Raw genomic sequence first — 26,337 nt, 5'->3', positions numbered from 1 at the left:
GGGGAAACACCATGCAACACCGTCTTGCACCGCTCTGCGCCGCAGTCCTGGCTTCGATCCTGCCGGTGCTGGCCTACGCCGCGCAGCCACAGGTTGCAGAGCCTTCTTATCAGAGCCAGGTGGCACGCTACCAATGTGAAGGCAAGGTGCGTATCGATGCGGCCTACCTGAATATCGATAACGGCACGTCCTTCGCCACTCTCTACTACAAGGACCAACTGATTCCGATGCACATGGCGCGCTCGGCCTCCGGGGCCCTGTATGTGGCGGACGACGAACAGAACAGCTTCCGCTGGCATACCAAGGGCAAGGGGGCCGTGCTGTCGTTCCTGGAGGCCGACCACACCGCCACGGAGCAGGTCTTGCTCAAGGATTGCCAGGAGCAGGTCTCTCAATAAGGGCTTCGCTTGAGGCAAAAAAATGCCCGCGGGAGAGCGCGGGCCAATACCTTAGTTGCTTGAATGAGCGAGGCGACTATACCGAGACTGGAGCGGGGCCTGGATGAAAGAAGTTTCATCCAGGCCCCGGTTCGTATTTGGTCGGCAAATAGCGGGTTGCAGCGGTAACTGTTCTAACCTCACGAAGCGAAGCACAAATCCCTTCAGGAAGAGAGGTGGGCATGGCACTGCAACAGCAACGCCCTGGCGAGCATGAACGCAACGAAGCAGCGGAGGAGCCTGAAGTCGAGCACCGGGAGCCGCCTCCGCAGACCTGGAAGCACCCGGACGACGGCAAGAGCCTGTCGGAACTGGATGAAGAACGTCCCTTGAAGCCCTGACTCCACGCCCCGCCATCGAGCGGGGCGTTGGTTCATGGTGCCGGTCGCCTGCTCTGGTACCATCGCGGCGTCGCCGTCCCGGGGTATCGGGACGGGTTGTTCGTCCAAGGGAGAAAACCATGATCGTCACCACCACCGCCCAGATCGAAGGCCGCGAGATCGCCGCTTACCTGGATATCGTCAGCTCGGAATCTGTCCAGGGCATCAACGTGGTCCGCGATCTGTTCGCCGGCATGCGCGATTTCTTCGGTGGGCGTTCCCAGACCCTCGAGCGCGCCTTGCGCGAGGCCCGGGTCCAGGCCACCGACGAGATCAAGGATCGCGCGCGCCGGCTGGATGCCGATGCCGTGGTCGGCCTGGACTTCGAGATCAGCATGCCTTCAGGACGTGGCGGCATGGTGGTGGTCTTCGCCACCGGCACCGCGGTCAAGCTCAAGTAACCGGCGGCGCGCCGCCCAGGCTCAAGCCCCGATCGGGGTGCACAATTCCACCAGGGTGCCATCCGGACAACGGACGTAGGACACCGTCTGTCCCCACGGCTTGGTGGTGGGCGCGGCCAGTTCCCGCGCGCCGTGTTCCAGGGCCCTGGCATGGGCCGCCTGGACGTCCTCGGTGACCAGGCCCAGCTCCATGCCCAGGGGCTGCCGTGAACTGTGGGCGGCGACGTGGCCGTCCTTGAAGTTCATCTGCGCCAGCTGGTGGTCGGCGAAGGCCAGGGCGGTGCTGCCGGTCTCCAGCTCCCCGTAGGTGCCGGACTCGTGGAGGAAGCGGCGCTTGAAGCCGAAGGCCTGCTCGAAGAACCGCAAGGAGTCTTCCACGTGCGGGACATAGATGATGGTGTAGCCGAACTGCATGGGCTGACGCTCCCTGTCATTGGATGAGAAGGCGCGAATCTAGCACGAAGTCGCGCCAATGCCTGCACGGCGTGAGCTCATGGCCGGTGCTCCTCGAGCTGCCAGCCCCGGGCCGACCATTGCAGGGTATGGGTAACGGCCAGTGCCTGGAGAAAGTCCTGGTCATGAGAGGCCACCACCATGGCCCCGGGAAAATCCCGCAGGGCCCGCTCGAAGGCTTGCACCGACTCCAGGTCCAGGTGGTTGGTCGGTTCGTCGAGCAACAGCAGGCGTGCCGGGTTGCCATTCCACAGCGCCAGCGCCAGCGCGGCTTTCAAGCGTTCTCCGCCGCTGAGCAGGGCGCAGGGTTGCCGTACCCGCTGGGCATCCAGTTGCAGCCGTGCCAGGCGGGTGCGCAGGGCGCTTTCCTCAAGGGGCTGAGCGACGCTGGCCAACTGCTCGAGCAGGGAGCTCCCGGGATCAAGCTGTGCCAGGTGCTGGTCCAGGTAGGCGCTGGCCACCGCCACCCGGCATTCGCCGCTCAAGGGCTGCAGCTGACCGGCGAGCATCTTCAGCAAGGTGGATTTGCCGCAGCCATTGGGGCCGACCAGAGCGATGCGTGCCGGCCCGTCGACATGGCAGGTCAGGTAGGACGATGGCGCGCGGCTATCCAGCCAAGGCAACTGCGCCTGTTGCAGGTTGAACAGGTTCTGGCCCGCCGGCAGGGTGGTGGCGGGCAGGGTCAGCAGCGTCGGCTGTTCCGGGCCGACGCGGGCAAAGGCCTCGCGTACCTGGGCGTCCAGGTTGTCCTTGTGCCCTTGGTGGGTGTGGCGCACCTTGCCCATGATGTCCCGGGCGGCGCCGAGCATCTTGGCCCGTTCGAAACCCGAGACATTGGCGGTCTTGGCGTACCGACGCGATGCCGCGGCGTGGCGCTGGATGGTGTCGTGCTCCCGTTGCAGGCGCTTGTGCTCGCGACTGCGCTGGGTCCGCGCATGTTCCAGGGCCGCCTGAGCCGCCTCTTGCCGCGCCTCGCGCTGGGCCTGGAACAGCTGGTAGTTGCCGCCGTAGACCTGCACCCCGTGGGGGCTGAGCTCGACGATACGTTGCACCTGCATCAGCAACTGGCGGTCGTGGCTGACCAGGATCAGCCCGCCGTGCCACTGCTGCAATTGCTCGCTGAGCCAGCGTCGGCCGCTGCGATCCAGATGGTTGCTGGGCTCGTCGAGCAACAGCAACTCGGCGGCGCTGAGCAGGGCACCGACCAGCACCACCCGGGTCAATTGCCCACCGCTGAGGGTCGCTGCCGGATCGTCCGGCGCTATCTCTGGCAGGCCGGCGGCGTCCAGGGCTTGGCGCAGGCGTTCGGCCAGGTCCCAGCGTCCGTCCACCTGCTGCAGGTCTTCCAGGCTGGCGGTGCCGGCCGCCAAGCGTTCCAGGGCGCCCAGGGCCTCGGAGAGCCCGGCGACCTGGGCCACGCTCTGTCCCGGTTCGGGCCGTGGGTCCTGGGGCACGTAGGCCAGGCGGGCATTGCGCTGGAGGCTGCCGGAAGTGGGTTGCAATTGACCGGCGATCAAGCGCAGCAGCAGGGATTTGCCCATGCCGTTACGCCCGACGATGGCCGTTGGCTGGCGATCGAGCGTCAGGCTCAGGGTATCGAGCAGGGTTTCGCCATTGGCGAATTGGTAAGTCAGCTGGTTCAGGCAAACCAGTGCGGGCAGCCGGGTGACGTGAGTCATCAGCACCTCCGAAAAATGCGCAAACAGGCCAACGAGCCTGGAAGGGCTCGTCGCGGATACTTTTCTGGAAGGCTTAGTTGTTCACGTCGGCAATCGTCCTTGGACGGGTAGGAAGGTGCATAGCCTAGCGCCGGAATCTTCCGACGGCCAAGCCGCAAATGTATGGGTTTTGTATTCAAGCCGGCGGCTTGGGCTGAGTAAGGTCCTGGAGAAAGCGTGCCAGGGCGGCTTCTTCGGCTTTCAGCCACTGGCGTTTGCGCGAGCGTGGCAAGCGGGCCAGTTCACCCTGGGCAAAGCCCTCCAGCAACGCCGGATGGATGTAGCACTTGCGGCAGACCGCCGGGGTATTGCCCAGCTCGCGGGCCACTTGCTTGACGGTGGCCACCAGGTGTTTCTTGGCCTCCGAGTCCGGCTGCCATGGCTGGCACCGCAGCAGCGCCAGGGCCAGCGCGCTACCGGCCCAGGTGCGGTAGTCCTTGGCGGTGAAGCTCATCCCGGTCAGTCGCTGCAGGTGCAGGTTGATATCCGACGAGCTCACCGAGTGCCGCTGGCCGTCTTCGTCCAGGTACTGGAACAGCTGCTGGCCGGGCAATTCCCGGCAGCGCTTGACCACCCGGGCCAGGCGCGGGTCCCGGACCGTGATCTGGTGCTCGACGCCGCTCTTGCCACGAAACTGGAAGTGAATGGCGTTGCCGTTGACCTGGACGTGGCGGTTACGCAGGGTGGTCAGCCCGTAGGAGCGGTTGTCCCTGGCGTACTGGCTGTTGCCGACCCGGATCAGGCTTTCATCGAGCAAGGTGATGACCGTGGCCAGGACCTTGTCGCGGCTGAACCCGGGACTGGCCAGTTGCGCCTGCAGCTGGCGGCGCAGCCGGGGCAGGGCATTGCCGAACTGCAGTAGCCGGGAGTATTTGTCGCTGTCGCGCACCTCACGCCAGCGTGGGTGGTAGCGATACTGCTTGCGCCCGCGGGCGTCACGTCCGGTGGCTTGCAAATGCCCCTTGGGATCGGCGCAGATCCATACCTGGGTGTAGGCCGGTGGGATCGCCAGGGAATGGATTCGCTGGATTTCGGTCGTATCGGTGATGCGTTGGCCCTGGGCCTGGTAGTAGACGAACTTGCCGCGCAGCTTGCGCCGGCTGATTCCCGGCTGGCGGTCGTCGGTGTAGTGCAGGTCTGGGGGCAGGTCGGGAGTGTCCGGGGTGGCGGGCATGGCAGCGAATCCTTGGCAAGCGGCGGGCCGATAGGGAATGGACCGCGCTGTCGCCCCGGGGTGCCGGATTTCTAACAGGCCGTTGAAAAACGTAGGCGAGGCAGCCAGCGCAAGGCAAAAACAGGCGAAAAAGCGCAGTTTACGAGTGGTAAATGAGCATTTTGACCGGGCTGGCGCACCACAACGCAGCGATGGCAACGCAGGGAGTTTTTCAACGGTCTGCTAAGCCCCTATGCCAGGACCGCCACTGCCTTGATCTGGGCCCAGAGCCGTTGCCCGGGATGCAGCTTGAGCTGGTCCCGGGAGAAGCGGGTGATACGCGCGAGCAAGGGCGTGCCCATGGCATCCAGGCGTACCAGCACATGGGCGGTGTTGTCGGCCGGGATTTCCTCGCTGACGGTGACCGGCAGGCGATTGAGGATGCTGCTGTGCTCGCTGGCCTGCAGGCTCAGGCTGACGTCCCGGGCCTGGACCTTGAAGCGCAGGCTCCGGCCCGGGGCGACGGGCTCATGGGCCACGCGCACCAGCAGCTCGCTGCCGGGCAGTTGCAAGCTCAGCAGCTGGTAGGTCGGGTCGTAGGCGCTGACCTGGCCCCGGACCACCACGCCGGCGTCGTCGCCCAGGGCCAGGGGCAGGTCCAGGCGCGCCAGGGTGTCGCCCACTGGGCCGCTGGCCAGGGCCCGGCCTTCGCTGAGCAGGACGATATGATCGGCCAGGCGCGCCACTTCATCCTGGGAATGGCTGACGTAGAGCACCGGGATATCCAGCTCGTCATGCAGGCGTTCCAGGTAGGGCAGGATCTCGTTCTTGCGCTTGGAATCCAGGGCTGCCAGGGGTTCGTCCATCAGCAGCAACCGTGGGCTGGTGAGCAGGGCCCGGGCGATGCCGATGCGCTGGCGCTCACCACCGGACAGATGCTGCGGATGGCGTGGTAGCAGGTGGTCGATCCCCAGGAGTTCGGTGGCCTGGGTCATGTCGACCCGGCGCTGCTGCCTGGGAATACGGCGCAGGCCGAACTCCAGGTTGGCCTGCACCGACAGGTGGGGGAACAGGCTGGCTTCCTGGAACACGTAGCCCACGGAGCGCTTGTGGGGCGGGACGAACAGCTTGCGCTGGCTGTCCTGCCAGAGTTCGTCGTTGATCTGGATACGCCCGCGCCCGGTTTTCTCCAGGCCGGCGATGCAGCGCAGGCAGGTGGTCTTGCCCGAGCCCGAATGGCCGAACAGCGCGGTCACCCCGCGCCCCGGCAATTGCAGGTCCAGATCCAGGGCGAAGGCGTCATAGCCCACTTGCAGTTGCAGTTGGATGCTCATGCCGTCAGCTCCAGCCTGCCCGGGTCCGGCGGCTGGAGTACAGGGCCAGCAGCACCAGGAACGAGAACACCAGCATGGCCCCGGCCAGCCAGTGGGCCTGGGCGTATTCCATGGCCTCGACATGATCGTAGATCTGCACCGACACCACCCGGGTCTTCTCGGGGATGTTGCCGCCGATCATCAGCACCACGCCGAACTCGCCGACGGTATGGGCAAACCCGAGGATCGCGGCAGTGATGAAGCCCGGCCGGGCCAGGGGCAGGATCACCGTGAAAAAGGTATCCCAGGGATTGGCGCGCAAGGTCGCGGCCACTTCCAGGGGCCGGCTGCCGATGGCCGAGAAGGCGTTTTGCAAAGGTTGCACCACGAAAGGCATGGAGTAGATCACCGAGCCCAGCACCAGGCCAGTGAAACTGAAGGTCAGGGTGCCCAGCCCGAGGGATTGGGTGAGCTGGCCGAAGAAGCCGTTGGGCCCCAGGGCCAGCAGCAGGTAAAAGCCGATCACCGTGGGTGGCAGCACCAGCGGCAGGGCCACCACGGCGCCGATGGGACCGCGCAGCCAGGAGCGGGTGCGCGACAGCCACAGGGCAATCGGAGTGCCGACCACCAGCAGGATCAGGGTGGTCAGGGACGCCAGTTTCAGGGTCAGCCAGATCGCGGAGAAATCGGCACTCGAGAGGTTCATTTACAGCTGGTAGCCATAGGACTGGATGATCGCCGCGGCCTTCGGCCCCTTGAGGTAGTCCACCAGGGCCTTGGCCGCGGGGTTGTCCTTGCCCTTGTTGAGGATCACCGCATCCTGCTTGATCGGGTCATGCAGGTCGCCAGGCACGATCCACGCCGAGCCGCCGGTGACCTTGCCATCCTTGTAGATCTGCGACAGGGCGACAAAACCCAGTTCGGCGTTGCCGGTGGAAACGAATTGATAGGCCTGGGTGATGTTCTGGCCTTCGACGATCTTGCCCCTGACCTTGTCGGTCAGCCCCAGCTTGGCCAGCACCTGGGTCGCGGCCAGGCCGTAGGGTGCGGCCTTGGGGTTGGCGATGGACAGGTGCTGGTATTGGTTGTCCTTGAGCACCTGGCCCTTGCCGTCGACGTAACCATCCTTGGCCGACCACAGGGCCAGCGTGCCGACGGCGTAGGTGAAGCGCGAGCCCTTGACGATGTCGCCCTCGCTCTCGAGCTTCTGCGGGGTGCTGTCGTCGGCGGCGAGGAAGACCTCGAAGGGCGCGCCGTTCTTGATCTGGGTATAGAACTGCCCGGTGGCGCCATAGGCGGCTACCAGCTTGTGTCCGGTGTCTTTCTCGAAGTCGCTGGCGATGGCCTGGATCGGAGCGGTGAAGTTGGCGGCGACTGCCACCTGGACCTCGGCGGCCTGGGCCGAGCCGAAGGCGAACAGGGCAAGCAGGGTGGCGAGGCAAGTCGGGGCGAAACCTGGGGCGCGAAGGTTCATCGAACAGCTCCATTGGGGGAAAGGCAGCGCTGGGCAGTGGCGGACGGGAACGCCAGGGCTGCACCAGGGCGAGGAGAAATCGCTGTATAGCGGAATATATAGCGAATTGCCGGCGAACGGAACTGCGCCCCGGGCCCGTAAGGCGGTGGCCGCGACCCCGGTCGCGGCCACCTGGCATCAATGCCTGCGCAATCGTGCCAGGGTCTGTTCGGCCAGGCGCAGGGTCAGCTCATAGGCCGGCAGCTCCACACCCAGGCGCAATGCCTGTCCGGACCAGAGATTGGCGAACTCCGCCTCGCCCTTGGCCCGCAGCGGCAGCAGCGCGCCACCGGCTCGGGGAAACGCCGGGGCCAGTGGGCTGATCGGGCCGAGCTCGCGCATCACGCGGTTGACGATGCCCCGTGCCGGGCGGCCGGTGAACAGGTTGGTCAGCGCGGTCTGGCTTTCCTTGGCGGTGCGCAGTGCCTTGTGGTGGGAGGCGCTGACCTTGGCTTCCGGAGTGAACAGGTAGGCGGTGCCCAGTTGTACGGCCGAGGCGCCCAGCGCCAGTGCCGCGACGATGCCTCGGGCGTCACCGATGCCGCCGGCGGCGATCACCGGCACCTTCACGGCATCGACGATCTGCGGCACCAGGGCCATGGTGCCCACCTGGGTATCCAGACTGTCGCTGAGGAAGATCGCCCGGTGCCCACCGGCTTCGTAGCCCATGGCGATGATCGCGTCGCAACCCCGTGCCTCCAACCACAGGGCCTCGTCGACGGTAGTGGCCGAAGACAGGATCTTCGCGCCAGTGGCCTTGACCCGCGCCAGCAATGCCGGTTCCGGCAGGCCGAAATGGAAGCTCACGACCTCGGGCCGCAGTTCTTCCACCAACTGGCAGCTGGTCTCATCGAAGGGCGCACGGTCGCTGACCGGTGTCGGTGCGTCGAAGTCGACCCCCAGTTCGCGGTAGTAGGGTTCCAGGGCGTTCTTCCAGCGGCTTTCGCGTTCGTGGTCGACGGCCTGCACCTGGTGGCAGAAGAAGTTGAGATTCAACGGGTGGTGCGTGGCCGAACGAATAACCTGCACTTCCTGGCGGATCTGCTCGGGGCTGAGCATGGCGCAGGGTAGCGAGCCCAGGGCGCCGGCGCGGGAGGCGCCGATCACCATGGCGGAGCCGGCGGGGCCGGCCATGGGCGCTTGAATGATCGGCAGTTCGATTCCCAGCAGGTCCAGCAGGCGAGTATCGGTCCATGGGCTCATTTGAAGTGGTTCTCCAGCGGCGGATTCAGACGATGCTGCGGCGTTTTTTAGCAGGAGAAAGCGGCCCAAGGCCAGCTGTGTTTTACCCGGCTTGCATGAAAGCCCCGGTGGATCGGCGGTGCCGGGTGATACCGGGCAGGCTGTCTGCGGCCGCTTCCAGGCGCTAGACTGCGCCGGGATTTTCCACTCATCGTTTCGTTAAGGAAGGCCAAGCATGGAAGTAAAACTGCGGGAAGTGCTGCCTTTCAGGGTGGCGGGATTGCAGGTGCGTACCCTCAACACCCTGGAACAACAGGCGGATACCGCGCGGATCGGCCCAATGTGGCAGCGTTTCTACGTCGAGAACCTGTACGACAAGATTGCCCCAAGGCAGATGGATTCCTTCGTCTACGGGGTGTATTCCAACTACGAATCCGATGCCTCGGGGTATTTCGACGTGACCGCCGGCGTGGCGCTGGACGCGGCCTGCGCCGATTATCCGATGGTGGATATCCAGGGAGGGGATTACCTGGTGTTCAGCGCCAGGGGGGAAATGCCGGAGTGCGTGATCCGGGCCTGGGAGTTCATCTGGGCCTACTTCCAGGACAACCCCCAGTTACGCCGCGCCTATGCCACCGACTTCGAGGTCTATACCGGCGCCGACTCGGTGGCCATCTATATTGGCGTTCATGCCTCGGGCGAGCTTTCTCGTTCCAGCAACTGACGCTTGCGTTCCACGCCCCAGCGATAGCCCGAGAGGTCGCCGTCGCTGCGTACCACGCGGTGGCAGGGAATCGCCACGGCCAGGCTGTTGGCCCCACAAGCCTGCGCCACCGCCCGGTACGAACGCGGGGCACCGATGCGCTGGGCGATCTCGGAATAACTGGCCGTGCTGCCGGCCGGGATAGCCCGCAGGGCCTGCCAGACTCGCTCCTGGAAAGCAGTGCCGCGCAGGTCCAGGGGCAGGTTAAGGCCGATGGCCGGTGCCTCGATGAACCCCACCACCTGGGCCACCAACTGCTCGAACTGCTGGTCGGCGCCGATCAGGTTGGCCCGGGGAAACTTGTCCTGCAGTTCCTGCACCAACCGCTCGGGGTCGTCTCCCAGGAGAATGGCGCAGACTCCGCGCTCGCTTTGGGCCACCAGGATCGCTCCCAGCGAGCACTGGCCCACGGCGAAGCGGATGTCGCGGTTGGAGCCGCCTGCACGATAGTCGCTGGGCTTCATGCCCAGGACCTGGTCCGCAGCCTCGTAGAAGCGGCTGTTGGAATTGAAGCCGGCGTCGTACAGCGCATCAGTTACTGTTTGACCCTGCTGCAAGTGCGAGCGGACCTTGCGCGAGCGCTGCGCATTGGCATAGCCCCGCGGGGTCAAGCCGGTGACCGCCTTGAAGACCCGGTGGAAGTGATAGCTGCTCATGCCAGCCTGCTGTGCCAGCTGCTCCAGGCTGGGCGCCGACTCGGCGCTCTCGATCTGCCGGCAGGCCGCCGCCACCAGCGTGCCATGGTGCGCCGCGAGTTGGGTCTGGTCGCCGGCCTGGCGCTTGCTCGGGCGATAACCTGCGGCCTCGGCTTGCTCGGCATTGTCGAAGAACTCGACGTTTTCCGCCTTCGGCAGGCGCGACAGGCTGCTGGGTCGGCAATACACGCCGGTGGTCCTGACGGCATAGACGAAGCGGCCGTCGGCACGGGCATCGCGGTTGAGCACGGCCTGCCAGCGGGGGTCCTGTTCGATACGCTGTTTGCGCGACGGAGCATTCATGGTTGGTTCTCGGCTGGGAATGGTGGCCAGCTTAACCCTGTGCCCCTTGCTCGGCACTCCGCCGCTTGCGGTCCAATTCCGCGGACGGCCCGGCTTGGCGAAATGTCAGGTTGATCCGTTGCTGGCCGAGCAAGGGATGGACGCCATCCTTGACGGGGAGTACGCCGTGATAGCGCAGGCGATCCACGCCGCCCCAGACCAGCACGTCGCCGTGCAGCAAGGGCACCCGCAGGCTGCGATCGCTGCGTTGCAGGCCGCCGAACAGGAAGACCGCCGGCAGGCCCAGGGACAGGGAGACGATGGGCGCGCTGTAGTCGTGCTCGTTCTTGTCCTGGTGCAAGGACATCTTTGCCCCAGGACGGTAGCAGTTGATCAGGCAGGAGTCGGGGGTGAAGTCGGCGAAGCCTGCGGCGTGCGCCGCCGCCACGGCCAGTTGGCGGAAGACTTCGGGCATCGTCGGCCATGGATGTCCACTCTGCGGGTCGGTGGCGCTGTAGCGGTAGCCAGTCAAGTCAGTGGTCCAGCCCAGTTGCCCGCAACTGCTCAGGCCCACCGACATGGTGAAGCCGCCGGGGGTGAGCATCTGGCGAAAGGGCGCCTGGGCCAGCACCTGCTCCAGCGCCGGCAGCAGGCGTTCGATCCAGGGCAAGGCGAACCCGCGCAACGCTCTGGATTGTGGGCCCAGATGCTCCACACGTGGAGGCTGTTGCAGTTCTTCCTCGCTGAACAGGCCGAGGCTAGCAGGGGCGGTATCGCTAGAGCGCATCGTGGAAAATCACTCCCAGAGCATGGCGTTGGCCGCTGTGCACACGGCTGACGCCATGGCGCATGGTCACCCGGTAATGACCGCGCGAGCCTTTGACCGGTCGATGATGCACGGCGAATACCAGCCCATCACCCTGCTTCAGACCAATGACCTGGGGACGCGATTGCATCCGTGGACGCTGTTCGGTGAGCACCAGCTCGCCACCTGTGAAGTCTCTCTCGGGTTGGGACAGCAAGAACACCACCTGCAAGGGAAAGACATGTTCGCCATAGAGGTCCTGGTGCAGGCAGTTGTAGTCCCCTGCGGTGTATTGCAGCAACAGCGGCGTGGGGCGTTGCTGGCCGGCCTCATGGCAGCGCTGCAGGAACTGGGTGTGCTGGTCGGGGTAGCGGGTGTCGATGTCCATGGCCAGGTTCCAGCGATTGGCGATCGCCACCAGGCGTGGATACAGCTGCTGGCGCAACTGGACCACCAGCTCGGGCAGTGGATGGCGAAAGTACTGGTACTGGCCGAGTCCGAAGCCATGGCGGGCCATGAGCACCTTGGAGCGAAACAGTTCGCTGCGGGGGTAGAGTCCGCTCAGGGCTTGGCATTCATCGACGCTCAGCAGCCCTTCGAGGCGGGCGCAGCCCTCCTGGTCCAGGGCCTGTTCGATGCAGGCCCAATCCAGTCGTTGCAGGCGATGGGGCAGGGGGATGACGGTCATGGCGCAGGTTTCCCGGACAGAAGGCGGACTGCGGTCAGTCTGCGGCCCCGGAAAGTAACGGGCACTCCGCTGCTTACGCTTGAATCCGATTAGAGGGCCTTGCTCACGCTGACATCGCTGATGACGTCGTCGCTCTGGCCATGCAAGGCCAGCAGAGCGGTCAGGGCTTCCTCTGCCGTTCCTGTCTCGAGCTGGGCGAATTCGAAGCGGCGCTCGCCGTTGAGTTTGTATTTGATGACGTACTTGGTGGTGTTGGGCACGGGGCTACCTGTTTGTCACAAGGAGGGGAAAGCGCAAACTAGCGCAGTTTCGAAGTGGAGCGGCGAACGATGCGGATCGAGTGGGTCAGGTTCGGCTTGCGGGTCACGCTGATGGCACGCCGGGAAACGGTATCGATGGTGATGTTCCAGAAGCCGGTGCTGGGGGCGGTGATCTTCGCCGGGAACTTGTCGAAAGCGCCGCCGTGGTAGGTGTGCCGGCCACCGTTCTTGAAACTGCGGAAGTTGGCGTCGTTCATCAGGCGGATGTTGCAGGTCTGGGAGCATTCGATGACGACGATGTCGTCCTCGTTGAGGTGCTCGCGCTGGTGGATGAATTTCATGTTGGGGGGACTCCAGGAAGCCGATGGTGGCTAAAGCAAAAAACGTTTGCGTGGGCGGTGCTGCAGTTTATCAGGCTGAAGGGTTTATTATCCGGCGCCGCCGTCGGGCTTTGACAATTTAAAACAGTTATTTGGATTTTTATCGGCGATAACGTCGTGCCTCCGGAGAAAAACGACGTGCTGACTGTCGGAGGGATTTTTATTGGAGATTTCGTATGAAGCGGTGGGTGTGGTTACTGGCATTGGCAATCGGCGGCTGCTCTACCGTCTCGGATATTAACCAGACGCCACCGACCCTGAACGTCATTTCCGGCAAGAAGCCCGAGGAGTACGCCAAGTGCTTGAGCGCAAAACTGGCCGACAGCCGTGGTGCCTTGCAGCTTGAGTCCAACAAGTCCGGCGGTTACCGGGTGATAGTCCCGCAAAGCTTGTCGTCGGCCCCGGCAGCGATTTTCTATATCGACGAACGCTCCGGTGGCAGCAGCATCAAGCTGCACGAGCAGATGTCCAATAATCCGTTGCGTCCTGGGGATGTGCTCAAGGCCGGGGAGCGCTGTATCTCAGGTTGAAGGGAGGGACGCGTAACGGCACGCCTGCAAGGTTTCCTGCTCTGTTCGAGAGGAAGCCGGCAGGTTTTTTTTTGCCTGCTGGAAAGACCGGGCAACCCCGGCTATCCGGGCTGCCGAGGGTAATTGGGCGTTGTCGCTGTGGATCTATTGACCTACTATTCTGCTGCTTATATCAAGTAAGTCTAAGCATATAACTAGAATAATGGAGTTCATATGATCCCACTGGATCGAATGCTATTGAGTGGCCTGATGCTGCTTCTTGTGCAATCTGCCCATGCCGTGGACGGGCAGAAAGTCTTCACCCAGGGCGGCTCCCAACCGGGGGCGGCGGCCTGCATGGCCTGTCATGGTGCCGATGCCATGGGCCTGGCGCCCGCCGGTTTTCCGCGTCTGGCCGGCTTGTCGGCGGGGTACCTGAGCAAGCAACTGCATGATTTTCGCAGTGGTGCTCGTACCAGCCCGGTCATGCAGCCGCTGGCCAAGGCCCTGACCGAAGATGAAATCTCCGCCGTGACCGCCACCCTCGCGGCCATGCCTGCCTCGAAAACCCTTGCTACCAGCCGTGCCCAGCCGGCGGTCGGGGTGGGCGAGCGCCTGGCCTTGCGCGGAGCCTGGGAGCGCCAGGTACCTGAGTGCGTCAGTTGTCATGGCCCGGGCGGTGCGGGTGTCGGCCAGGCTTTTCCACCGCTGGCCGGGCAGCCTGCTACCTACCTGGCGGCGCAGTTGAACGCCTGGCGCGAGGGTACTCGACACAATGACCCCAATGACCTGATGGGGCATATCGCCAAGTCGCTGAGTGCCGAAGAAGTGACCGCGGTGGCGGACTACTTCGCCAACCTGAGTCAGAAGGAGGTACGTCCATGAAGCCAATGATTGCAGGGGCGATGCTGGCGGCGCTGGCGCTCCAGGTGCAAGCGGCCGAGATCGCCATGGAAGACCAGTCGCAGATCCAGGCGCCGAGCGCGTCCGCCCATACCCAGTATTTCCAGGCACCGGCCGAGAGCGAACTGCCGGACAACGCTTACGGCAAGCTGGTGCGCGAGGGGCATGCGCTGTTCGTCGATACCAAGCGCCTGGCGCCGAAATATGTGGGCAACGGCCTTAATTGCAGCAACTGCCACCTGGACCAGGGGCGCTTGGCCAACTCCGCTCCACTATGGGGCGCCTACCCGATGTATCCCGCTTATCGCAAGAAAAACGACAAGGTCAATACTTTCGCCGAACGCTTGCAGGGCTGCTTCCAGTTCAGCATGAACGGCGGCCAGCCGCCGGCTGCGGACAGCCCGGAAATCACCGCGTTGTCGGTATATGCCTATTGGTTGGCGAGCAAGGCGCCGTTGGGCACCGAGTTGCCGGGCCGTGGTTATCCCGACGTGCCACAGCCGGCCAAGGGGTATGACCTCAAGCGTGGCGCCGCGGTGTACCAGGCGCAGTGCTCGGTCTGCCATGGCGAGCAGGGCCAGGGACAGAAGTCAGGGGAGGGCTACGTGATGCCGCCGCTCTGGGGCAAGGACTCCTACAACTGGGGAGCGGGGATGCACCGGATCAATACCGCGGCCTCCTTCATCAAGCACAACATGCCTTTGGGCAAGGGCGGCAGCCTGAGCGATGAGCAGGCCTGGGACGTCGCGGCCTTCGTCAACAGTCATGAGCGGCCCCAGGATCCGCGCCTGGTGGACGGCTCGATCGAGAAGACCCGCATCAAGTTCCACGCCAACGATGGGGTGAATCTCTACGGGCAGACGGTAGATGGCGTACTGATCGGCCAAGGCATCCGATAAACTGTCTTCTATCGTCACCGATGCCGTCCGGGCTCCTGCCCTGGCGGCATCGTCTTTTGGGGAGAAAGCATGAAGCGGGAACACGTCAGGGAAAAGCATGCAGAGGGCTTGATCTCTGCCACCCATGTAATCCAGAACCCCGCAAACTCCGGGGAATGGATCGTGTTTTTCAAGAAAAGCGCAGGGCGCAGCTACTTCCTGGTGGATGACAGCGATGAGGTGGAGTCCTTCGCGCGCCTGGATGACTTGATCGAGACCATTCGCGGCCTGGGGATCAAGTTTGCCGAGATCCACATCTAGGTCTAGCTATTTGCAAACCACCACCACGCTGCGGCTTTTGTAGTTGCCGACATCGGCGCCCAGGGTCTTGTCGCTTTCACTGGGAGCGGGAGTGCCTTGCGTACCGATGATCCGATAGCCGGTGCCGGCGCAGGAGGCCTCGGCTTTTTCATAGCAGCTGGCCCAGGATCCGGCTTCTCCGGAACAGTCTATGCTCAAGGCCTGTTCGCCATTGGCCAGGTAGGTGTCGGAGACGGTGGCGCAGCCGCCCAGGGCCAGGATTGCCGAGATTGCCAGCAGTTTGTTCATGGGGTTTTCTTCGTCTTGAGAGGGGAGGAACATCTGTTGGCGATGCTATAGCTAATGGCCATGACCGTACACGGATTGCTGATCGCTCTTGGCCTTGTTGTAGCTGCTTGCAGGCGATGTCGCGAGATCGGTAGCGGAGGCCTCCTGCCAGGTGCCATCACCGGGTATCCGAAAAGGCTTCGAACAGGGAGGGGATGCCCGAGAAACGGACTATCGGCAATCTCTCTGGCAGGGCTGGAAGCAGCGCACTGCAAGCCTCTAGGGTCAGGACGCAAGCGATCCGATGGGCGCAGCGGAACTATCTGGCGCTTTATTTCTCTATGATGGCAGCGGTTAGCCAGTGCGGGGCATTGTAAGGTGCTCGCCGCCTGATTAGACTGCGCCGAAACTCGTACGCACAGCCTTATTTAAGGACTCATATGATCAAGAAATGCTTGTTCCCTGCAGCCGGTTACGGTACTCGCTTCCTGCCAGCGACTAAGGCCATGCCCAAAGAAATGCTGCCGGTGGTGAACAAGCCACTGATCCAGTACGGCGTTGAAGAAGCGCTGGATGCCGGATTGAATGAAATCTCCATCGTGACCGGTCGTGGCAAGCGCGCCCTCGAGGACCACTTCGACATCAGTTACGAGTTGGAAAACCAGATCAAGGGCACCGACAAGGAAAAATACCTGGTCGGTATCCGCAAGCTGCTGGACGAGTGCTCGTTCTCCTACACCCGCCAGACCGAAATGAAGGGCCTGGGCCATGCGATCCTCACCGGCCGCCCGCTGATCGGTGACGAACCTTTCGCCGTAGTGCTGGCTGACGACCTGTGCGTCAACCTCGAAGGCGACGGCGTGCTGACCCAGATGGTCAAGCTGTACAAGCAGTTCCGCTGCTCGATCGTGGCCATCCAGGAAGTCGACCCGCAGGAAACCAACAAGTACGGCGTGATCGCCGGCGAGATGATCCGCGACGATATCTATCGCGTCCACAGCATGGTCGAGAAGCCAAAGCCCGAGGATGCTCCGTCGAACCTGGCGATCATCGGTCGCTACATCCTGACTCCGGATATCTTCGACCTGATCGAGCAGACCGAGCCAGGCAAGGGCGGCGAGATCCAGATCACCGACGCCCTGATGAAGCAGGCGCAAAACGGTTGCGTGATGGCCTACAAGTTCAAGGGCAAGCGTTTTGACTGTGGTGGCGCCGAAGGCTACATCGAGGCGACCAACTTCTGCTTCGAGAACTTCTACAAGACCGGCAAGGCCTACTGATAGCCGCTGTACGGTTTCCTCTGGAAAAGCCACCTGCGGGTGGCTTTTTCATTTATCGCCCATATATCCATCCACTGCGCTGACCGCTTCGCCGTCTGCGATTATGCTTGTCAGCCTGCCTGGGAGAGTGAAATGGCCTACGATTTTGATCTGTATGTAATTGGCGCCGGTTCCGGCGGTGTACGTTGCGCACGCTTCGCCGCCGGCTTCGGGGCGAAGGTCGCGGTGGCCGAGAGCCGTTACCTGGGGGGCACCTGCGTCAACGTCGGCTGCGTGCCGAAGAAGCTCTTGGTGTACGGTGCCCACTTCGCCGAAGACTTCGAGCAGGCCTCCGGGTTCGGCTGGGATCTGGGCGAGGCGAGTTTCGACTGGGCGACGCTGATCGCCAACAAGGACCGGGAAATCCATCGCCTCAACGGCATCTACCGCAACTTGCTGGTCAACAGCGGCGTGACCCTGCACGAAGGGCATGCCAAGTTGATCGATCCGCATCAGGTGGAGGTCAATGGCCAGCGCTATACCGCCAGGCACATCCTGATCGCCACTGGCGGCTGGCCGCAGATCCCGGACATCCCGGGACGCGAGCATGCCATCAGTTCCAACGAAGCCTTCTATCTCAAGGAGCTGCCCAAGCGCATCCTGGTGGTGGGCGGCGGCTACATCGCAGTGGAGTTCGCCGGGATCTTCCACGGCCTGGGGGCGGACACCCAGTTGCTGTATCGCGGCGACCTGTTTCTGCGTGGCTTCGATGGCGCGGTGCGCAAGCATCTGCAGGAAGAGCTGACCAAGCGTGGCTTGGGGCTGCAATTCAATGCCGACATCGAGCGTATCGACAAGCAGGCCGACGGCAGCCTCGAGGTTACCCTCAAGGATGGTCGCAGGCTGGCGGCCGACTGCGTGTTCTATGCCACGGGGCGCCGGCCGATGCTCGACAACCTGGGCCTGGAGAACACTGCGGTCAAGCTCGACAAGCGTGGCTTCATCGAGGTCGACGATCTGTATCAGAGCAGCGAGCCGTCGATCCTGGCCATTGGCGATGTGATCGGCCGGGTGCAGTTGACCCCGGTGGCCCTGGCCGAAGGCATGGCCGTGGCGCGCCGGCTGTTCAAGCCCGAGCAGTATCGCCCGGTGGATTACCGGATGATTCCTACTGCCGTGTTCAGCCTGCCGAACATCGGCACCGTCGGCCTCACCGAAGAGCAAGCGCGCGAGGCCGGGCACCAGGTGCAGATTTTCGAAAGCCGTTTCCGGCCGATGAAGCTGACCCTGACCGACTGTCAGGAGCGCACCCTGATGAAGCTGGTGGTGGATGCCGAGAGCGACAAGGTGCTGGGCTGCCACATGGTCGGCCCGGAGGCCGGCGAGATCGTCCAGGGCCTGGCCATTGCACTGAAGGCCGGGGCGACCAAGCGTGACTTCGACGAAACCATCGGCGTGCATCCGACCGCCGCTGAAGAGTTCGTCACCATGCGGACCCCGATCGCCGGCTGATCAGGCGTCCGTTGCTGCGCCTGGCTGGGCCTTGTCGGCAGCCAGGCGCAGTGCCTCCAGGCTGGCCTCGGCCTTGGTGGCGCGTGCTTCCAGTTCCTTGCCCGTCCGGGTTTGTTGCCGACTCTCTTCCTTGAGTGCCTGGATCTCTTCCTGAGCTACGCGCAAGCGCTCCTGAAGCAGGGTGCTTTCGTTGCCCTGGCGGGCCAGTTGCTCATTGAGTTGCGCCTGCAGGGTGCTGCCCTGGCTCAGCGCTTGCTGGGCCTGCTTGAGCTCCTTGAGAGTGGTGCGTTGCTCGCTGAGCAGGCGCTCGTTGTCGCGGTGCAGCTGGGTGATCTCATCCTGGCGTACCAGGAGGCTCTGCTGGGCTTGGCGCAACTCCATCTGGACTTGCTGCATTTGCCCCTCGTGACGGCGCAGTTCCTGGTCGCGCTGCTCCTTGCTGGCTGCGCGGTAATGCTCCAGGGCGTCGCGGGCATGCAGGTGCTTTTCTTCCAGGGAACGGATCTGTTGCTCCTTGTCGGCCAGGCGCAGGTCGTAATCCTTGAGGGCCTGGCCGAGTTCGGCATTGTGGGTCCGTTCGCCCTGCAGCATGTTGCGGGTGTCGTGTAGCGCGGCACTTTCGCTGGCCAGGGCCGTGACCTTGTCCTGTATTTGCTGCTGCAGTTGCTCTTCGTGACGGCGCATTTCCTCCAGTTGCTGTTCCAGCGCCCGCTTTTGCTCCTGGAAGTGGGCGAGGGCCTGTTCCAGTGGCTCCTGGGCCTGCTCCGAAAGACGCCGGGCGAGGCGTCCGACCAGCTCCGCCAGCTCTTCGTCCAGTGGTGCCGGGCCGGAATCCCGTTGTCCGGCTCCGTCATCCAGTTCCTTCAAGTAGCGGTGGATGGTGGTTTTCGAGCCGGTATTGCCCATTTCTATACGTACTGCATCGATGCTGGGGTGTCCGCCGCGGGCAAGGATCGCTTGGCGCGCCTTTTTCACCACCGCTTTGTTTATGCCTCCGCGAGCCATCTTTCCTCCAACGATTTAGTACTGTGTTACGTGGTATGTAATTCACGTAATTGTACACGTGAACTGAAATGCCAGATAGCAGGATCATGGCAATGTATATTTTAGTATTATCCAATCTCAGTGACCTGCATCGGGTTTTCCTGCCGATTTTGCCCTGTACGTGCTGGAGTCAAGGCGCCATGAGTGAACTGGATCGTTATCTGCAAGCGGCCACCCGCGATAACACTCGCCGCAGCTATCGAGCGGCCATCGAGCATTTCGAGGTGCAGTGGGGAGGCTTCCTCCCGGCGACGGCGGAAGGCGTCGCCCGTTATCTGGCGGCCTATGCCGGTGAGTTGTCGATCAACACCCTGAAGCTGCGGTTGTCGGCATTGGCGCAGTGGCATAACAGCCAGGGTTTCGTCGACCCGACCAAGGCCCCGGTGGTGCGCCAGGTGCTCAAGGGCATTCGGGCCCTGCATCCGGCTCAGGAGAAGCAGGCCGTACCCTTGCAGTTGCAGGATCTGGAGCGGGTGGCCAGCTGGCTCGATGAACAGGCGTCGCAGGCTCTGGTCGAGCGTTGCCAGGCCGGCCTGCTGCGGGCGCGGCGGGATCGGGCGTTGATCCTGCTGGGGTTCTGGCGTGGCTTTCGCAGCGACGAGCTCTGTCATGTGCAGGTCGAGCATGTGCAGGCCCACGCCGGCTCCGGCATCAGCCTGTACTTGCCGCGCAGCAAGGGTGATCGCGACAACCTGGGCCGTACCTACAGCACGCCCGCCTTGCAGCGGCTGTGCCCGGTACAGGCCTACATCGAATGGATCAATACCGCCGCACTGGTGCGCGGGCCGGTATTTCGCGCCATCGATCGCTGGGGCAACCTGGGCGAGCAGGGGCTGCATGCCAACAGCGTGATTCCCCTGCTGCGCCAGGTGCTGGAGCGCGCGGGTATTGCCGCCGAGCGCTACACCAGCCATTCCCTGCGCCGCGGGTTCGCCACCTGGGCCCAGCGCAGCGGCTGGGATCTGAAGTCGCTGATGGCCTACGTGGGCTGGAAGGACCTGAAATCGGCCATGCGCTATGTCGAGGCAGAGCCCTTCGCGGGCATGGCGCAGCTCAGGGAGAAGGCAGTCGATCTTTAGGCAAGGTTTTTTCTATTAATACTCAGGGCTCATAGCCAAAACCAATCGGGAGCATCAGGTTTACCAATGAGCCAGATGGCGACTCATTGGCTAGGATTCTCCCCATCAAGTTTTCACCCAATGTCTTCAACCACTGATGGAGAGTCAACGATGCCTATCATCAACAGCCAAGTTAAACCGTTCAAAGCTACTGCATTCAAAAACGGTGAGTTCGTCGAAGTATCGGATGCCGACCTCAAAGGCAAGTGGTCTGTCGTGTTCTTCTACCCAGCCGACTTCACCTTCGTCTGCCCGACCGAACTGGAAGACCTGGCCGACAACTATGCCGAATTCCAGAAGCTGGGCGTTGAGATCTACAGCGTTTCCACCGACACCCACTTCGCCCACGCTGCCTGGCACAACACGTCGCCAGCCATCGGCAAGATCAAGTACACCATGATCGGCGATCCGACCCTGGCTATCTCGCGCAACTTCGACGTGCTGATCGAAGAAGCCGGCCTGGCTGACCGCGGTACCTTCGTGATCAACCCGGAAGGCCAGATCAAGATCGTTGAAATCAACGATGGCGGCGTAGGCCGTGACGCTTCCGAACTGCTGCGCAAGATCAAGGCCGCCCAGTACGTCGCTGCCCACCCAGGCGAAGTCTGCCCAGCCAAGTGGAAAGAAGGCGAGGCCACCCTGGCTCCGTCCCTGGACCTGGTCGGCAAGATCTAAGTCCATGCGTCATCCAGAGGCGGTCATCCGCACTTAAGTAAGCCGCACCGCCCTCAAATAACGCCCGGGCGAGATTCGCCCGGGCGTTGTTTTTTTACCGAATCAAAGGAAATCGCCCGTATGTTGGACGCCAATCTTAAATCTCAGTTGAAGTCATACCTGGAGCGGGTCACACAGCCGATCGAGATCGTCGCCTCCCTCGACGACGGTGCGAAATCCCAGGAAATGCTCGCGCTACTCAAAGACATCGTCAGTCTTTCCACTCAAATTACCTTGCTCGACAACGGTACCGATGCGCGCAAGCCGTCGTTCTCGTTGAATCGCCCGGGGAGTGATATCAGCCTGCGTTTCGCCGGTATCCCCATGGGCCACGAGTTCACCTCCCTGGTACTGGCCCTGCTGCAAGTGGGTGGCCATCCATCCAAGGCCAGCGCGGAAGTGATCGAGCAGGTCCGCTCGCTCAAGGGCGAGTTCAACTTCGAAACCTATTTCTCGCTGTCCTGCCAGAACTGCCCGGACGTGGTCCAGGCACTGAACCTGATGGCGGTGCTCAACCCCAATATTCGCCACGTGGCCATCGATGGCGCGCTGTTCCAGGCCGAGGTTGACGAGCGCAAGGTCATGGCCGTGCCCAGCATCTACCTCAATGGCGTGAATTTCGGCCAGGGCCGCATGGGTCTGGAAGAAATCCTGGCCAAGCTCGACACCGGCGCAGTGGAGAAACAAGCGCAGAAACTCAGCGCCAAGGAAGCCTTCGACGTGCTGGTGGTGGGCGGTGGCCCGGCCGGCGCTGCGGCAGCCATCTATGCTGCGCGCAAGGGGATCCGCACCGGTGTGGTCGCCGAGCGTTTCGGTGGACAAGTGCTGGACACCATGGCCATCGAGAACTTCATCTCGGTGCAGGAGACTGAAGGCCCGAAGCTGGCCGCAGCCCTGGAAGAGCACGTCAAGCAATACGACGTCGATATCATGAACCTGCAGCGTGCCAGTGCCCTGGTGCCAGCCAAGGATGCGGGTGGCCTGCATGAGGTGCGGTTCGAGAGCGGCGCCAGCCTCAAGGCCAAGTCGGTGATCCTGGCCACCGGTGCGCGCTGGCGTGAAATGGGCGTGCCCGGTGAGCAAGAGTACAAGGCCAAGGGTGTGTGCTTCTGCCCGCACTGCGATGGCCCGCTGTTCAAGGGCAAGCGCGTGGCAGTGATCGGCGGCGGCAACTCCGGTGTCGAAGCGGCCATCGACCTAGCAGGTATCGTCAGCCATGTGACCCTGCTGGAGTTCGACAGCCAACTGCGTGCCGACGCTGTGCTGCAACGCAAGTTGTTCAGCCTGCCCAACGTCAAGGTCATCACCAGCGCCCTGACCAGCGAAGTCAAGGGTGACGGGCAGAAGGTCACTGGCCTGGTCTACAAGGATCGCCAGTCGGGTGAGTTCAACAACGTCGAGCTGGAAGGCATCTTCGTGCAGATCGGCCTGCTGCCCAACACCGACTGGCTCAAGGGCACGGTTGAATTGTCGCCACGTGGCGAGATCATCGTCGATGCTCGCGGCGAGACTTCCTTGCCTGGAGTGTTTGCGGCAGGTGACGTCACCACGGTGCCGTACAAGCAGATCGTGATCGCGGTGGGCGAGGGCGCCAAGGCATCCCTGAGTGCTTTTGACCACCTGATCCGGACCTCGGCGCCGGACTGAGCCGCCTCCTGGAACAACAAAACCCCATGAGCCATGGCCCATGGGGTTTTTTCTTGCCTGGCGAACCAGGTCCGGCTGGCTGCGGCCTTACAGCGGGGCTGGCTGGATGATTTCGACCCAGTAGCCATCCGGATCCTTGATGAAGGCCAGGCTTTTCATGCGGCCGTCGTTCAGGCGCTTCTGGAAATCGCAGCCCAGGGCTTCGAAGCGCTCGCAGGCGGCGACGATGTCCGGTACCGAGATGCAGATGTGGCCGAAACCGCGGGGGTCGGTATTACCGTTGTGATAGGCGAACTGCGGGTCGTTCTCGGTGCCGTGGTTGTGGGTCAGCTCGAGAATGCCGGGGATCGACTTCATCCATTCGGTACGCGCCGCGGCGTCGGCCGGGATCTGCGCCTTGTCCACCAGGGCGAGGAAGTACAGGCTGAACTCAGCCTCGGGGAAATCACGCTTCTCCACCAGGGAGAAACCCAGGACCCGGGTGTAGAAGTCCAGGGAGCGGGTGATGTCCTTGACGCGCAACATGGTGTGGTTGAACACGAAGCGGGCGGTGGCGGCGTCAGGCTGGGCGGTTACGCCGGGAAAAGCATTGAGTTCGTTGAGGCTCATGGGCCCTCCGGGAAAATGAGGCGGCAAGGGCTGATCGAAGGCTCGGGCAGCGGCTTGCCGGGGCGTTGGTTCGGATATCCTTGGGATTGGCCAATGATACGCAAGTGCCTGGGATGGGCCAAACCCAAAGCTCTTGATCTATTGCCCATTCCTGGCGCCGGGCTCAGACTCCAGGCTCCCTTTTCCAGTGTGCAAAACATGATCCTGTCGTTCAGAAGCCCCGTTGTAGTCCTGTTGCTGGCAATGGTTGCCGGTGCCGCCCAGGCTGCTCCCGAAATCAATTGGCCCCAGGGTTGGACGGTGGAGCCGGTGCCCTCCCAGGAGACCGACCAGGTTGCCCAGGTGTCGCGCCAGCGGGCGGTGAAGAACGACGCCGCGGGTAATCCGCAACTGGTCATGGAGTTGACCGTGAGCCAGGTCGAGCCCGGGCATGTAGTCAATCTTCCGGGGGTCCTGCTGGAGATGCGCAAGTCTGTACAGAAGGACTTTGCCCAAGGTGGTTACCAGAGCGTGTGCAACAAGATCCATACCGCGCAGTTGAGTCGCCTCGAAGCATTGGAAACCACTTGCACTATTACCCAGAATGGTCGGCATGTGCTGTCACAAACATTGGTGGCCGCATTGGATGGGGATAAGGCTTATGTACTTTCATACGCTGGCCAGGCAGCGGCTTATGCCGATAGTCGGGACGAAGTGCTGGCTATTCGAAATAACCTGAAACTTTAAGCGGGTTTAAGGCTCGTCATTTGCTTTTCGCGTGTTGCAGGTTCGTTATCGAAAGGCATTAAGCGTGAAGTTGGGCATGCCCGGCCCTTATTGCACGCTGGCTGTAGCTCGCGAGAGGGCGGATGCGATGCAGCAGCCTACCCGCAATGTACGTAAGATATTTCCTTTGACCCTGGGGGCAATAAGATTATTCCACTCAATAAAAAGCCCTGCATGTGCAGGGCCTTTTTCAGGTGCGGCTTTGTTCAAGCACGCAGCCAGGAGTCTACAGTGGCGGCGCCGTATTGTTCTTTCCAAGCCTTCAGGCCGCGATGGTTGCCGCCCTTGGTTTCGATCAGCTCGCCGGTGTGCGGGTTCTGGTAGACCTTGACCACTCGGGCGCGGCGCTGTTTAGGGGCGCTGGCCTGTGGCAGGCTGGCCTTGCCCAGGTTTGGATCGAGGATCGCGATGATGTCACGCAGGTTCTTGTCGTAGGACTTCATCAGAGCCTGGAGTTTTTCCTCGAACTCGATTTCCTTCTTGAGCCCGGCGTCGTTCTTCAGGGATTCAAGCTGGGCGAGCTGTTCTTGAAGTGCTTTCTCGGCAGCACGGAATTCAGCAAGTCTGGACAATATCTTCACTCCAATAGTCTATTTTGGCTAATACACAGCACAAACAAAGCTATAAGCCATGAACTGGTTAAGGTTCGATTAACTGGCCTACCTGTGAATCTTATACAGGCGTGAAAAATTGTAGTAGTTAACGCGTCGGGAGTAAATCGTGTTGTTCTTGTTCCAGGCCATATTTGCAAATTGATGCAAAGCTGCTCATGTCCGGAGTTAGCTGTCGAGCATTATTTTTTCTGGCATGGCTATTTAATGGCGCGCTATAGCTGTAACAAATTCTGAGCTGGGCATGGGCTTTCCAAACAAGTAACCCTGGAGCAAGTGCACGCCCTTGGCTGTCAGGTAATCCCGTTGTTCGGCAGTTTCAATACCTTCGGCGACTATGCTCAGGTCGAGTTTGAGTGAGAGTTCGATAATGCTGTCGAGTATATGCAGCGACAGTGCATCGGCACCGATCATGGCCACGAAGCTCTTGTCGATTTTCAAGTAGTCGACGTTGAAGGTGCGCAGGTAACCCAGGCTGGAGTGGCCGGTACCGAAGTCATCAATGGCGATCATCACCCCCAGCTCACGCAGTTCAGCGAACAGCTGCTGGGTGACGGCAGTGGGCTCGATCAGTTCGCGTTCGGTCAACTCCAGCACCAGGACTACCTTGCCCGGCTCGAATGCCGCCAGGAACTCCCGGCAGTCCTCCAGCAATTGCAGGTCCTGGCAATGGCGCGCAGTGATGTTGATGGCGATGTGAAAACCGTCGGTGAAGTTCCCGGCCCAGGGCGCCAGTACCTCCCGAGTCTGGCGCAGCAACGAACGGGTCATGGGCACTATCAGCCCCGTATGTTCGGCGAAGGGAATGAACAGGTCGGGGCGGACCAGTCCTTCCCTGGGATGCTGCCAGCGCATCAGCACCTCGATGCCGGCCCAGTGCAAGCCATCGCCGCGCACAATCGGCTGGAAGTACGGGATGAATTCCCGCGCCACCAGCGCCCGCTGCAGTTCGTGCCTGGGGGAAACGGCACGCTGTTGCAGCCAGTGGGCGAGGCCACCCGCGGCGGCGCCTAGGAAGACCAGCAGGCTGAACAGGACTGGATACTGGCTTTTCATATAGCGCCAGACACTGCCCTGGGCGAACCCGGCATTGATGCTGTAGGGATAGCGCGACGAGGTCAGCTGCTGGCTGGCGACCGCTGCCAGGGGCGCATTGCCTTCGCGCACCTGGCCGTCACTGGACAGCCAGTGCCGGCCCACTTGCAACTGCAGCTGGGCGAAACGGCTGAGCATGCGCAAGGTGTTGGTCGGGTGATAGCCGTTGATGGCTGCCAGGGCCGCGCCGTCGCCGTCGCTCAAGCGGTAGACCAGCAGCGGAGTCTCGGGAGTGATGTGGTTGCCGTCCATCAGGCGCAGTCGGCCCTCCACGTAGTCCCGGGGGTCGAGAACCGCTGCATAGTTGCCCAGGTATGAACTGCAGTAGTTGTTGTCGCGCCACACCAGGTTGGTGGAGCGCACCAGCGGGCGCCGGGTCACCTGTTCGCGCAGGGCCAGTTGCCGGGCGGCGTCGCACTTCTGTCCGGCCAGGGGCAACAGGGCACGGGCGGCGCTGTCGGAATGGTCGAGCATCTGGTCGAACTGCCCGATGGCTTCCTCGGCGATTTCCAGGCTGTTGTGCAGCAGGGTCCGTTGCGCCTGGAGGTAAAGGATGACGGCTCCGAGCACGATCGGCAGGAGTATCGCCAGCAAGGTCCAGACGATGCGGGTAGAGTGTTGGAGTGGACCTTTGGCGGACAGCGGCATGGGGCGGACCTGTG

31 protein-coding genes are annotated in these 26,337 nt (G+C 62.6%); 14 read left to right on the top strand and 17 right to left on the bottom strand.

Going from position 1 to position 26,337, the window contains the following annotated elements; translation table 11 throughout:
* Nucleotides 1–11: 11 nt before the first annotated feature.
* The 3 genes from H7A76_RS16080 (at nt 12) to H7A76_RS16070 (ending at nt 1,218) form a co-directional block, all read left to right on the top strand.
* Nucleotides 12–398, top strand: a complete 387-nt coding sequence (locus H7A76_RS16080; RefSeq protein WP_185699402.1) for an MliC family protein — start codon at nt 12–14, stop codon at nt 396–398.
* 221 nt (nt 399–619) lie between these two features.
* Nucleotides 620–778, top strand: a complete 159-nt coding sequence (locus tag H7A76_RS16075; protein WP_185699401.1) for a hypothetical protein — start codon at nt 620–622, stop codon at nt 776–778.
* 119 nt (nt 779–897) lie between these two features.
* Entirely contained in the window at nt 898–1,218 is a 321-nt protein-coding gene (locus H7A76_RS16070) for a YbjQ family protein (protein WP_185699400.1), read from the top strand.
* A 21-nt stretch (nt 1,219–1,239) separates the two neighbouring features.
* On the opposite strand, the gene H7A76_RS16065 is transcribed toward H7A76_RS16070, so the two are convergent.
* The 7 genes from H7A76_RS16065 to H7A76_RS16035 all read right to left on the bottom strand — a co-directional run bounded on the left by H7A76_RS16065 (nt 1,240) and on the right by H7A76_RS16035 (nt 8,571).
* Nucleotides 1,240–1,632, bottom strand: a complete 393-nt coding sequence (locus H7A76_RS16065) for a VOC family protein (RefSeq protein ID WP_185699399.1) — start codon at nt 1,630–1,632, stop codon at nt 1,240–1,242.
* A 77-nt stretch (nt 1,633–1,709) separates the two neighbouring features.
* Entirely contained in the window at nt 1,710–3,350 is a 1,641-nt protein-coding gene (locus tag H7A76_RS16060; RefSeq protein ID WP_185699398.1) for an ABC-F family ATP-binding cassette domain-containing protein, read from the bottom strand.
* A 175-nt stretch (nt 3,351–3,525) separates the two neighbouring features.
* A complete protein-coding gene (locus H7A76_RS16055) occupies nt 3,526–4,563 on the bottom strand; it encodes a DNA topoisomerase IB (RefSeq protein WP_185699397.1) in 1,038 nt (345 codons plus the stop codon).
* A gap of 230 nt (nt 4,564–4,793) precedes the next feature.
* Entirely contained in the window at nt 4,794–5,876 is a 1,083-nt protein-coding gene (gene modC / locus H7A76_RS16050) for a molybdenum ABC transporter ATP-binding protein (RefSeq protein ID WP_185699396.1), read from the bottom strand.
* A gap of 4 nt (nt 5,877–5,880) precedes the next feature.
* Nucleotides 5,881–6,561 (bottom strand): molybdate ABC transporter permease subunit, encoded by a 681-nt coding sequence (modB, locus tag H7A76_RS16045; protein ID WP_185699395.1) that lies wholly within the window; start codon nt 6,559–6,561, stop codon nt 5,881–5,883.
* Nucleotides 6,562–7,329, bottom strand: a complete 768-nt coding sequence (gene modA / locus H7A76_RS16040; RefSeq protein ID WP_185699394.1) for a molybdate ABC transporter substrate-binding protein — start codon at nt 7,327–7,329, stop codon at nt 6,562–6,564. It abuts the gene before it with no gap.
* A gap of 177 nt (nt 7,330–7,506) precedes the next feature.
* Nucleotides 7,507–8,571 (bottom strand): nitronate monooxygenase family protein, encoded by a 1,065-nt coding sequence (locus H7A76_RS16035; RefSeq protein WP_185699393.1) that lies wholly within the window; start codon nt 8,569–8,571, stop codon nt 7,507–7,509.
* 214 nt (nt 8,572–8,785) lie between these two features.
* On the opposite strand from H7A76_RS16035, the gene H7A76_RS16030 reads away from it, so the two are divergent.
* Entirely contained in the window at nt 8,786–9,274 is a 489-nt protein-coding gene (locus tag H7A76_RS16030) for a GyrI-like domain-containing protein (protein ID WP_185699392.1), read from the top strand.
* On the opposite strand, the gene ada is transcribed toward H7A76_RS16030, so the two are convergent.
* The 5 genes from ada to H7A76_RS16005 all read right to left on the bottom strand — a co-directional run bounded on the left by ada (nt 9,238) and on the right by H7A76_RS16005 (nt 12,384).
* Complete coding sequence (ada, locus tag H7A76_RS16025) at nt 9,238–10,311, bottom strand: bifunctional DNA-binding transcriptional regulator/O6-methylguanine-DNA methyltransferase Ada (protein WP_185699391.1); 1,074 nt, start codon at nt 10,309–10,311, stop codon at nt 9,238–9,240. The genes H7A76_RS16030 and ada overlap by 37 nt on opposite strands.
* A gap of 31 nt (nt 10,312–10,342) precedes the next feature.
* A complete protein-coding gene (gene alkB / locus H7A76_RS16020; RefSeq protein WP_185699390.1) occupies nt 10,343–11,077 on the bottom strand; it encodes a DNA oxidative demethylase AlkB in 735 nt (244 codons plus the stop codon).
* A complete protein-coding gene (locus H7A76_RS16015; protein ID WP_185699389.1) occupies nt 11,067–11,783 on the bottom strand; it encodes a 2OG-Fe(II) oxygenase in 717 nt (238 codons plus the stop codon). The genes alkB and H7A76_RS16015 overlap by 11 nt, the downstream gene beginning before the upstream one ends.
* An 89-nt stretch (nt 11,784–11,872) precedes the next feature.
* The gene (locus H7A76_RS16010) at nt 11,873–12,043 is read right to left on the bottom strand and encodes a hypothetical protein (RefSeq protein ID WP_022639120.1); all 171 of its coding nucleotides are present in this window, start codon (nt 12,041–12,043) and stop codon (nt 11,873–11,875) included.
* A gap of 38 nt (nt 12,044–12,081) precedes the next feature.
* Entirely contained in the window at nt 12,082–12,384 is a 303-nt protein-coding gene (locus tag H7A76_RS16005) for a DUF1883 domain-containing protein (protein ID WP_185699388.1), read from the bottom strand.
* Between the two features lie 215 nt (nt 12,385–12,599).
* Between H7A76_RS16005 and H7A76_RS16000 the strand changes: the two genes are divergently transcribed.
* The 4 genes from H7A76_RS16000 to H7A76_RS15985 all read left to right on the top strand — a co-directional run bounded on the left by H7A76_RS16000 (nt 12,600) and on the right by H7A76_RS15985 (nt 15,034).
* Complete coding sequence (locus tag H7A76_RS16000) at nt 12,600–12,953, top strand: hypothetical protein (protein WP_185699387.1); 354 nt, start codon at nt 12,600–12,602, stop codon at nt 12,951–12,953.
* A 213-nt stretch (nt 12,954–13,166) separates the two neighbouring features.
* Nucleotides 13,167–13,817 (top strand): c-type cytochrome, encoded by a 651-nt coding sequence (locus tag H7A76_RS15995; RefSeq protein WP_185699386.1) that lies wholly within the window; start codon nt 13,167–13,169, stop codon nt 13,815–13,817.
* Between the two features lie 65 nt (nt 13,818–13,882).
* The gene (locus tag H7A76_RS15990; RefSeq protein WP_409519190.1) at nt 13,883–14,734 is read left to right on the top strand and encodes a c-type cytochrome; all 852 of its coding nucleotides are present in this window, start codon (nt 13,883–13,885) and stop codon (nt 14,732–14,734) included.
* 69 nt (nt 14,735–14,803) lie between these two features.
* Nucleotides 14,804–15,034 carry a hypothetical protein gene (locus tag H7A76_RS15985; protein ID WP_022639115.1) on the top strand — a complete coding sequence of 77 codons (231 nt, stop codon included), beginning with the start codon at nt 14,804–14,806 and terminating at the stop codon, nt 15,032–15,034.
* Between the two features lie 6 nt (nt 15,035–15,040).
* Here H7A76_RS15985 and H7A76_RS15980 read toward each other — a convergent pair whose 3' ends face one another.
* Complete coding sequence (locus H7A76_RS15980) at nt 15,041–15,322, bottom strand: hypothetical protein (RefSeq protein ID WP_185699384.1); 282 nt, start codon at nt 15,320–15,322, stop codon at nt 15,041–15,043.
* 419 nt (nt 15,323–15,741) lie between these two features.
* Between H7A76_RS15980 and galU the strand changes: the two genes are divergently transcribed.
* Both galU and gorA read left to right on the top strand, forming a co-directional pair.
* Nucleotides 15,742–16,581, top strand: a complete 840-nt coding sequence (galU, locus tag H7A76_RS15975) for a UTP--glucose-1-phosphate uridylyltransferase GalU (RefSeq protein WP_022639112.1) — start codon at nt 15,742–15,744, stop codon at nt 16,579–16,581.
* A 132-nt stretch (nt 16,582–16,713) separates the two neighbouring features.
* Complete coding sequence (gene gorA, locus H7A76_RS15970) at nt 16,714–18,072, top strand: glutathione-disulfide reductase (protein WP_185699383.1); 1,359 nt, start codon at nt 16,714–16,716, stop codon at nt 18,070–18,072.
* Here the strand turns inward: gorA and H7A76_RS15965 are convergent, their stop codons facing one another.
* Entirely contained in the window at nt 18,073–19,077 is a 1,005-nt protein-coding gene (locus H7A76_RS15965) for a DNA-binding protein (RefSeq protein WP_185699382.1), read from the bottom strand.
* A 179-nt stretch (nt 19,078–19,256) separates the two neighbouring features.
* On the opposite strand from H7A76_RS15965, the gene H7A76_RS15960 reads away from it, so the two are divergent.
* From H7A76_RS15960 to ahpF, 3 genes are all read left to right on the top strand, one after another.
* The gene (locus H7A76_RS15960) at nt 19,257–20,195 is read left to right on the top strand and encodes a site-specific integrase (protein WP_185699381.1); all 939 of its coding nucleotides are present in this window, start codon (nt 19,257–19,259) and stop codon (nt 20,193–20,195) included.
* A 150-nt stretch (nt 20,196–20,345) separates the two neighbouring features.
* Nucleotides 20,346–20,909: an alkyl hydroperoxide reductase subunit C gene (gene ahpC, locus H7A76_RS15955; protein WP_017907017.1), complete on the top strand. Its 564-nt coding sequence runs from the start codon at nt 20,346–20,348 to the stop codon at nt 20,907–20,909.
* A gap of 120 nt (nt 20,910–21,029) precedes the next feature.
* Nucleotides 21,030–22,595: an alkyl hydroperoxide reductase subunit F gene (gene ahpF / locus H7A76_RS15950; protein WP_185699380.1), complete on the top strand. Its 1,566-nt coding sequence runs from the start codon at nt 21,030–21,032 to the stop codon at nt 22,593–22,595.
* 87 nt (nt 22,596–22,682) lie between these two features.
* Here ahpF and gloA read toward each other — a convergent pair whose 3' ends face one another.
* Nucleotides 22,683–23,204 carry a lactoylglutathione lyase gene (gene gloA / locus H7A76_RS15945; RefSeq protein WP_185699379.1) on the bottom strand — a complete coding sequence of 174 codons (522 nt, stop codon included), beginning with the start codon at nt 23,202–23,204 and terminating at the stop codon, nt 22,683–22,685.
* A gap of 198 nt (nt 23,205–23,402) precedes the next feature.
* Here gloA and H7A76_RS15940 point away from each other — a divergent pair, with 198 nt between their 5' ends.
* Nucleotides 23,403–23,930, top strand: a complete 528-nt coding sequence (locus H7A76_RS15940; RefSeq protein WP_185699378.1) for a DUF4946 domain-containing protein — start codon at nt 23,403–23,405, stop codon at nt 23,928–23,930.
* Nucleotides 23,931–24,175: 245 nt separating this feature from the next.
* Here the strand turns inward: H7A76_RS15940 and H7A76_RS15935 are convergent, their stop codons facing one another.
* Together H7A76_RS15935 and H7A76_RS15930 are read right to left on the bottom strand one after the other, a co-directional pair.
* Entirely contained in the window at nt 24,176–24,541 is a 366-nt protein-coding gene (locus H7A76_RS15935; protein ID WP_185699377.1) for a histone-like nucleoid-structuring protein, MvaT/MvaU family, read from the bottom strand.
* A gap of 243 nt (nt 24,542–24,784) precedes the next feature.
* Complete coding sequence (locus H7A76_RS15930) at nt 24,785–26,323, bottom strand: EAL domain-containing protein (RefSeq protein ID WP_185699376.1); 1,539 nt, start codon at nt 26,321–26,323, stop codon at nt 24,785–24,787.
* Nucleotides 26,324–26,337 lie beyond the last annotated feature (14 nt).

The sequence above is a fragment of the Pseudomonas sp. MSSRFD41 genome, from assembly GCF_014230245.1.
GTDB lineage: Bacteria > Pseudomonadota > Gammaproteobacteria > Pseudomonadales > Pseudomonadaceae > Aquipseudomonas > Aquipseudomonas piscis.
This window is presented reverse-complemented; position numbering and strand designations above follow the sequence as displayed.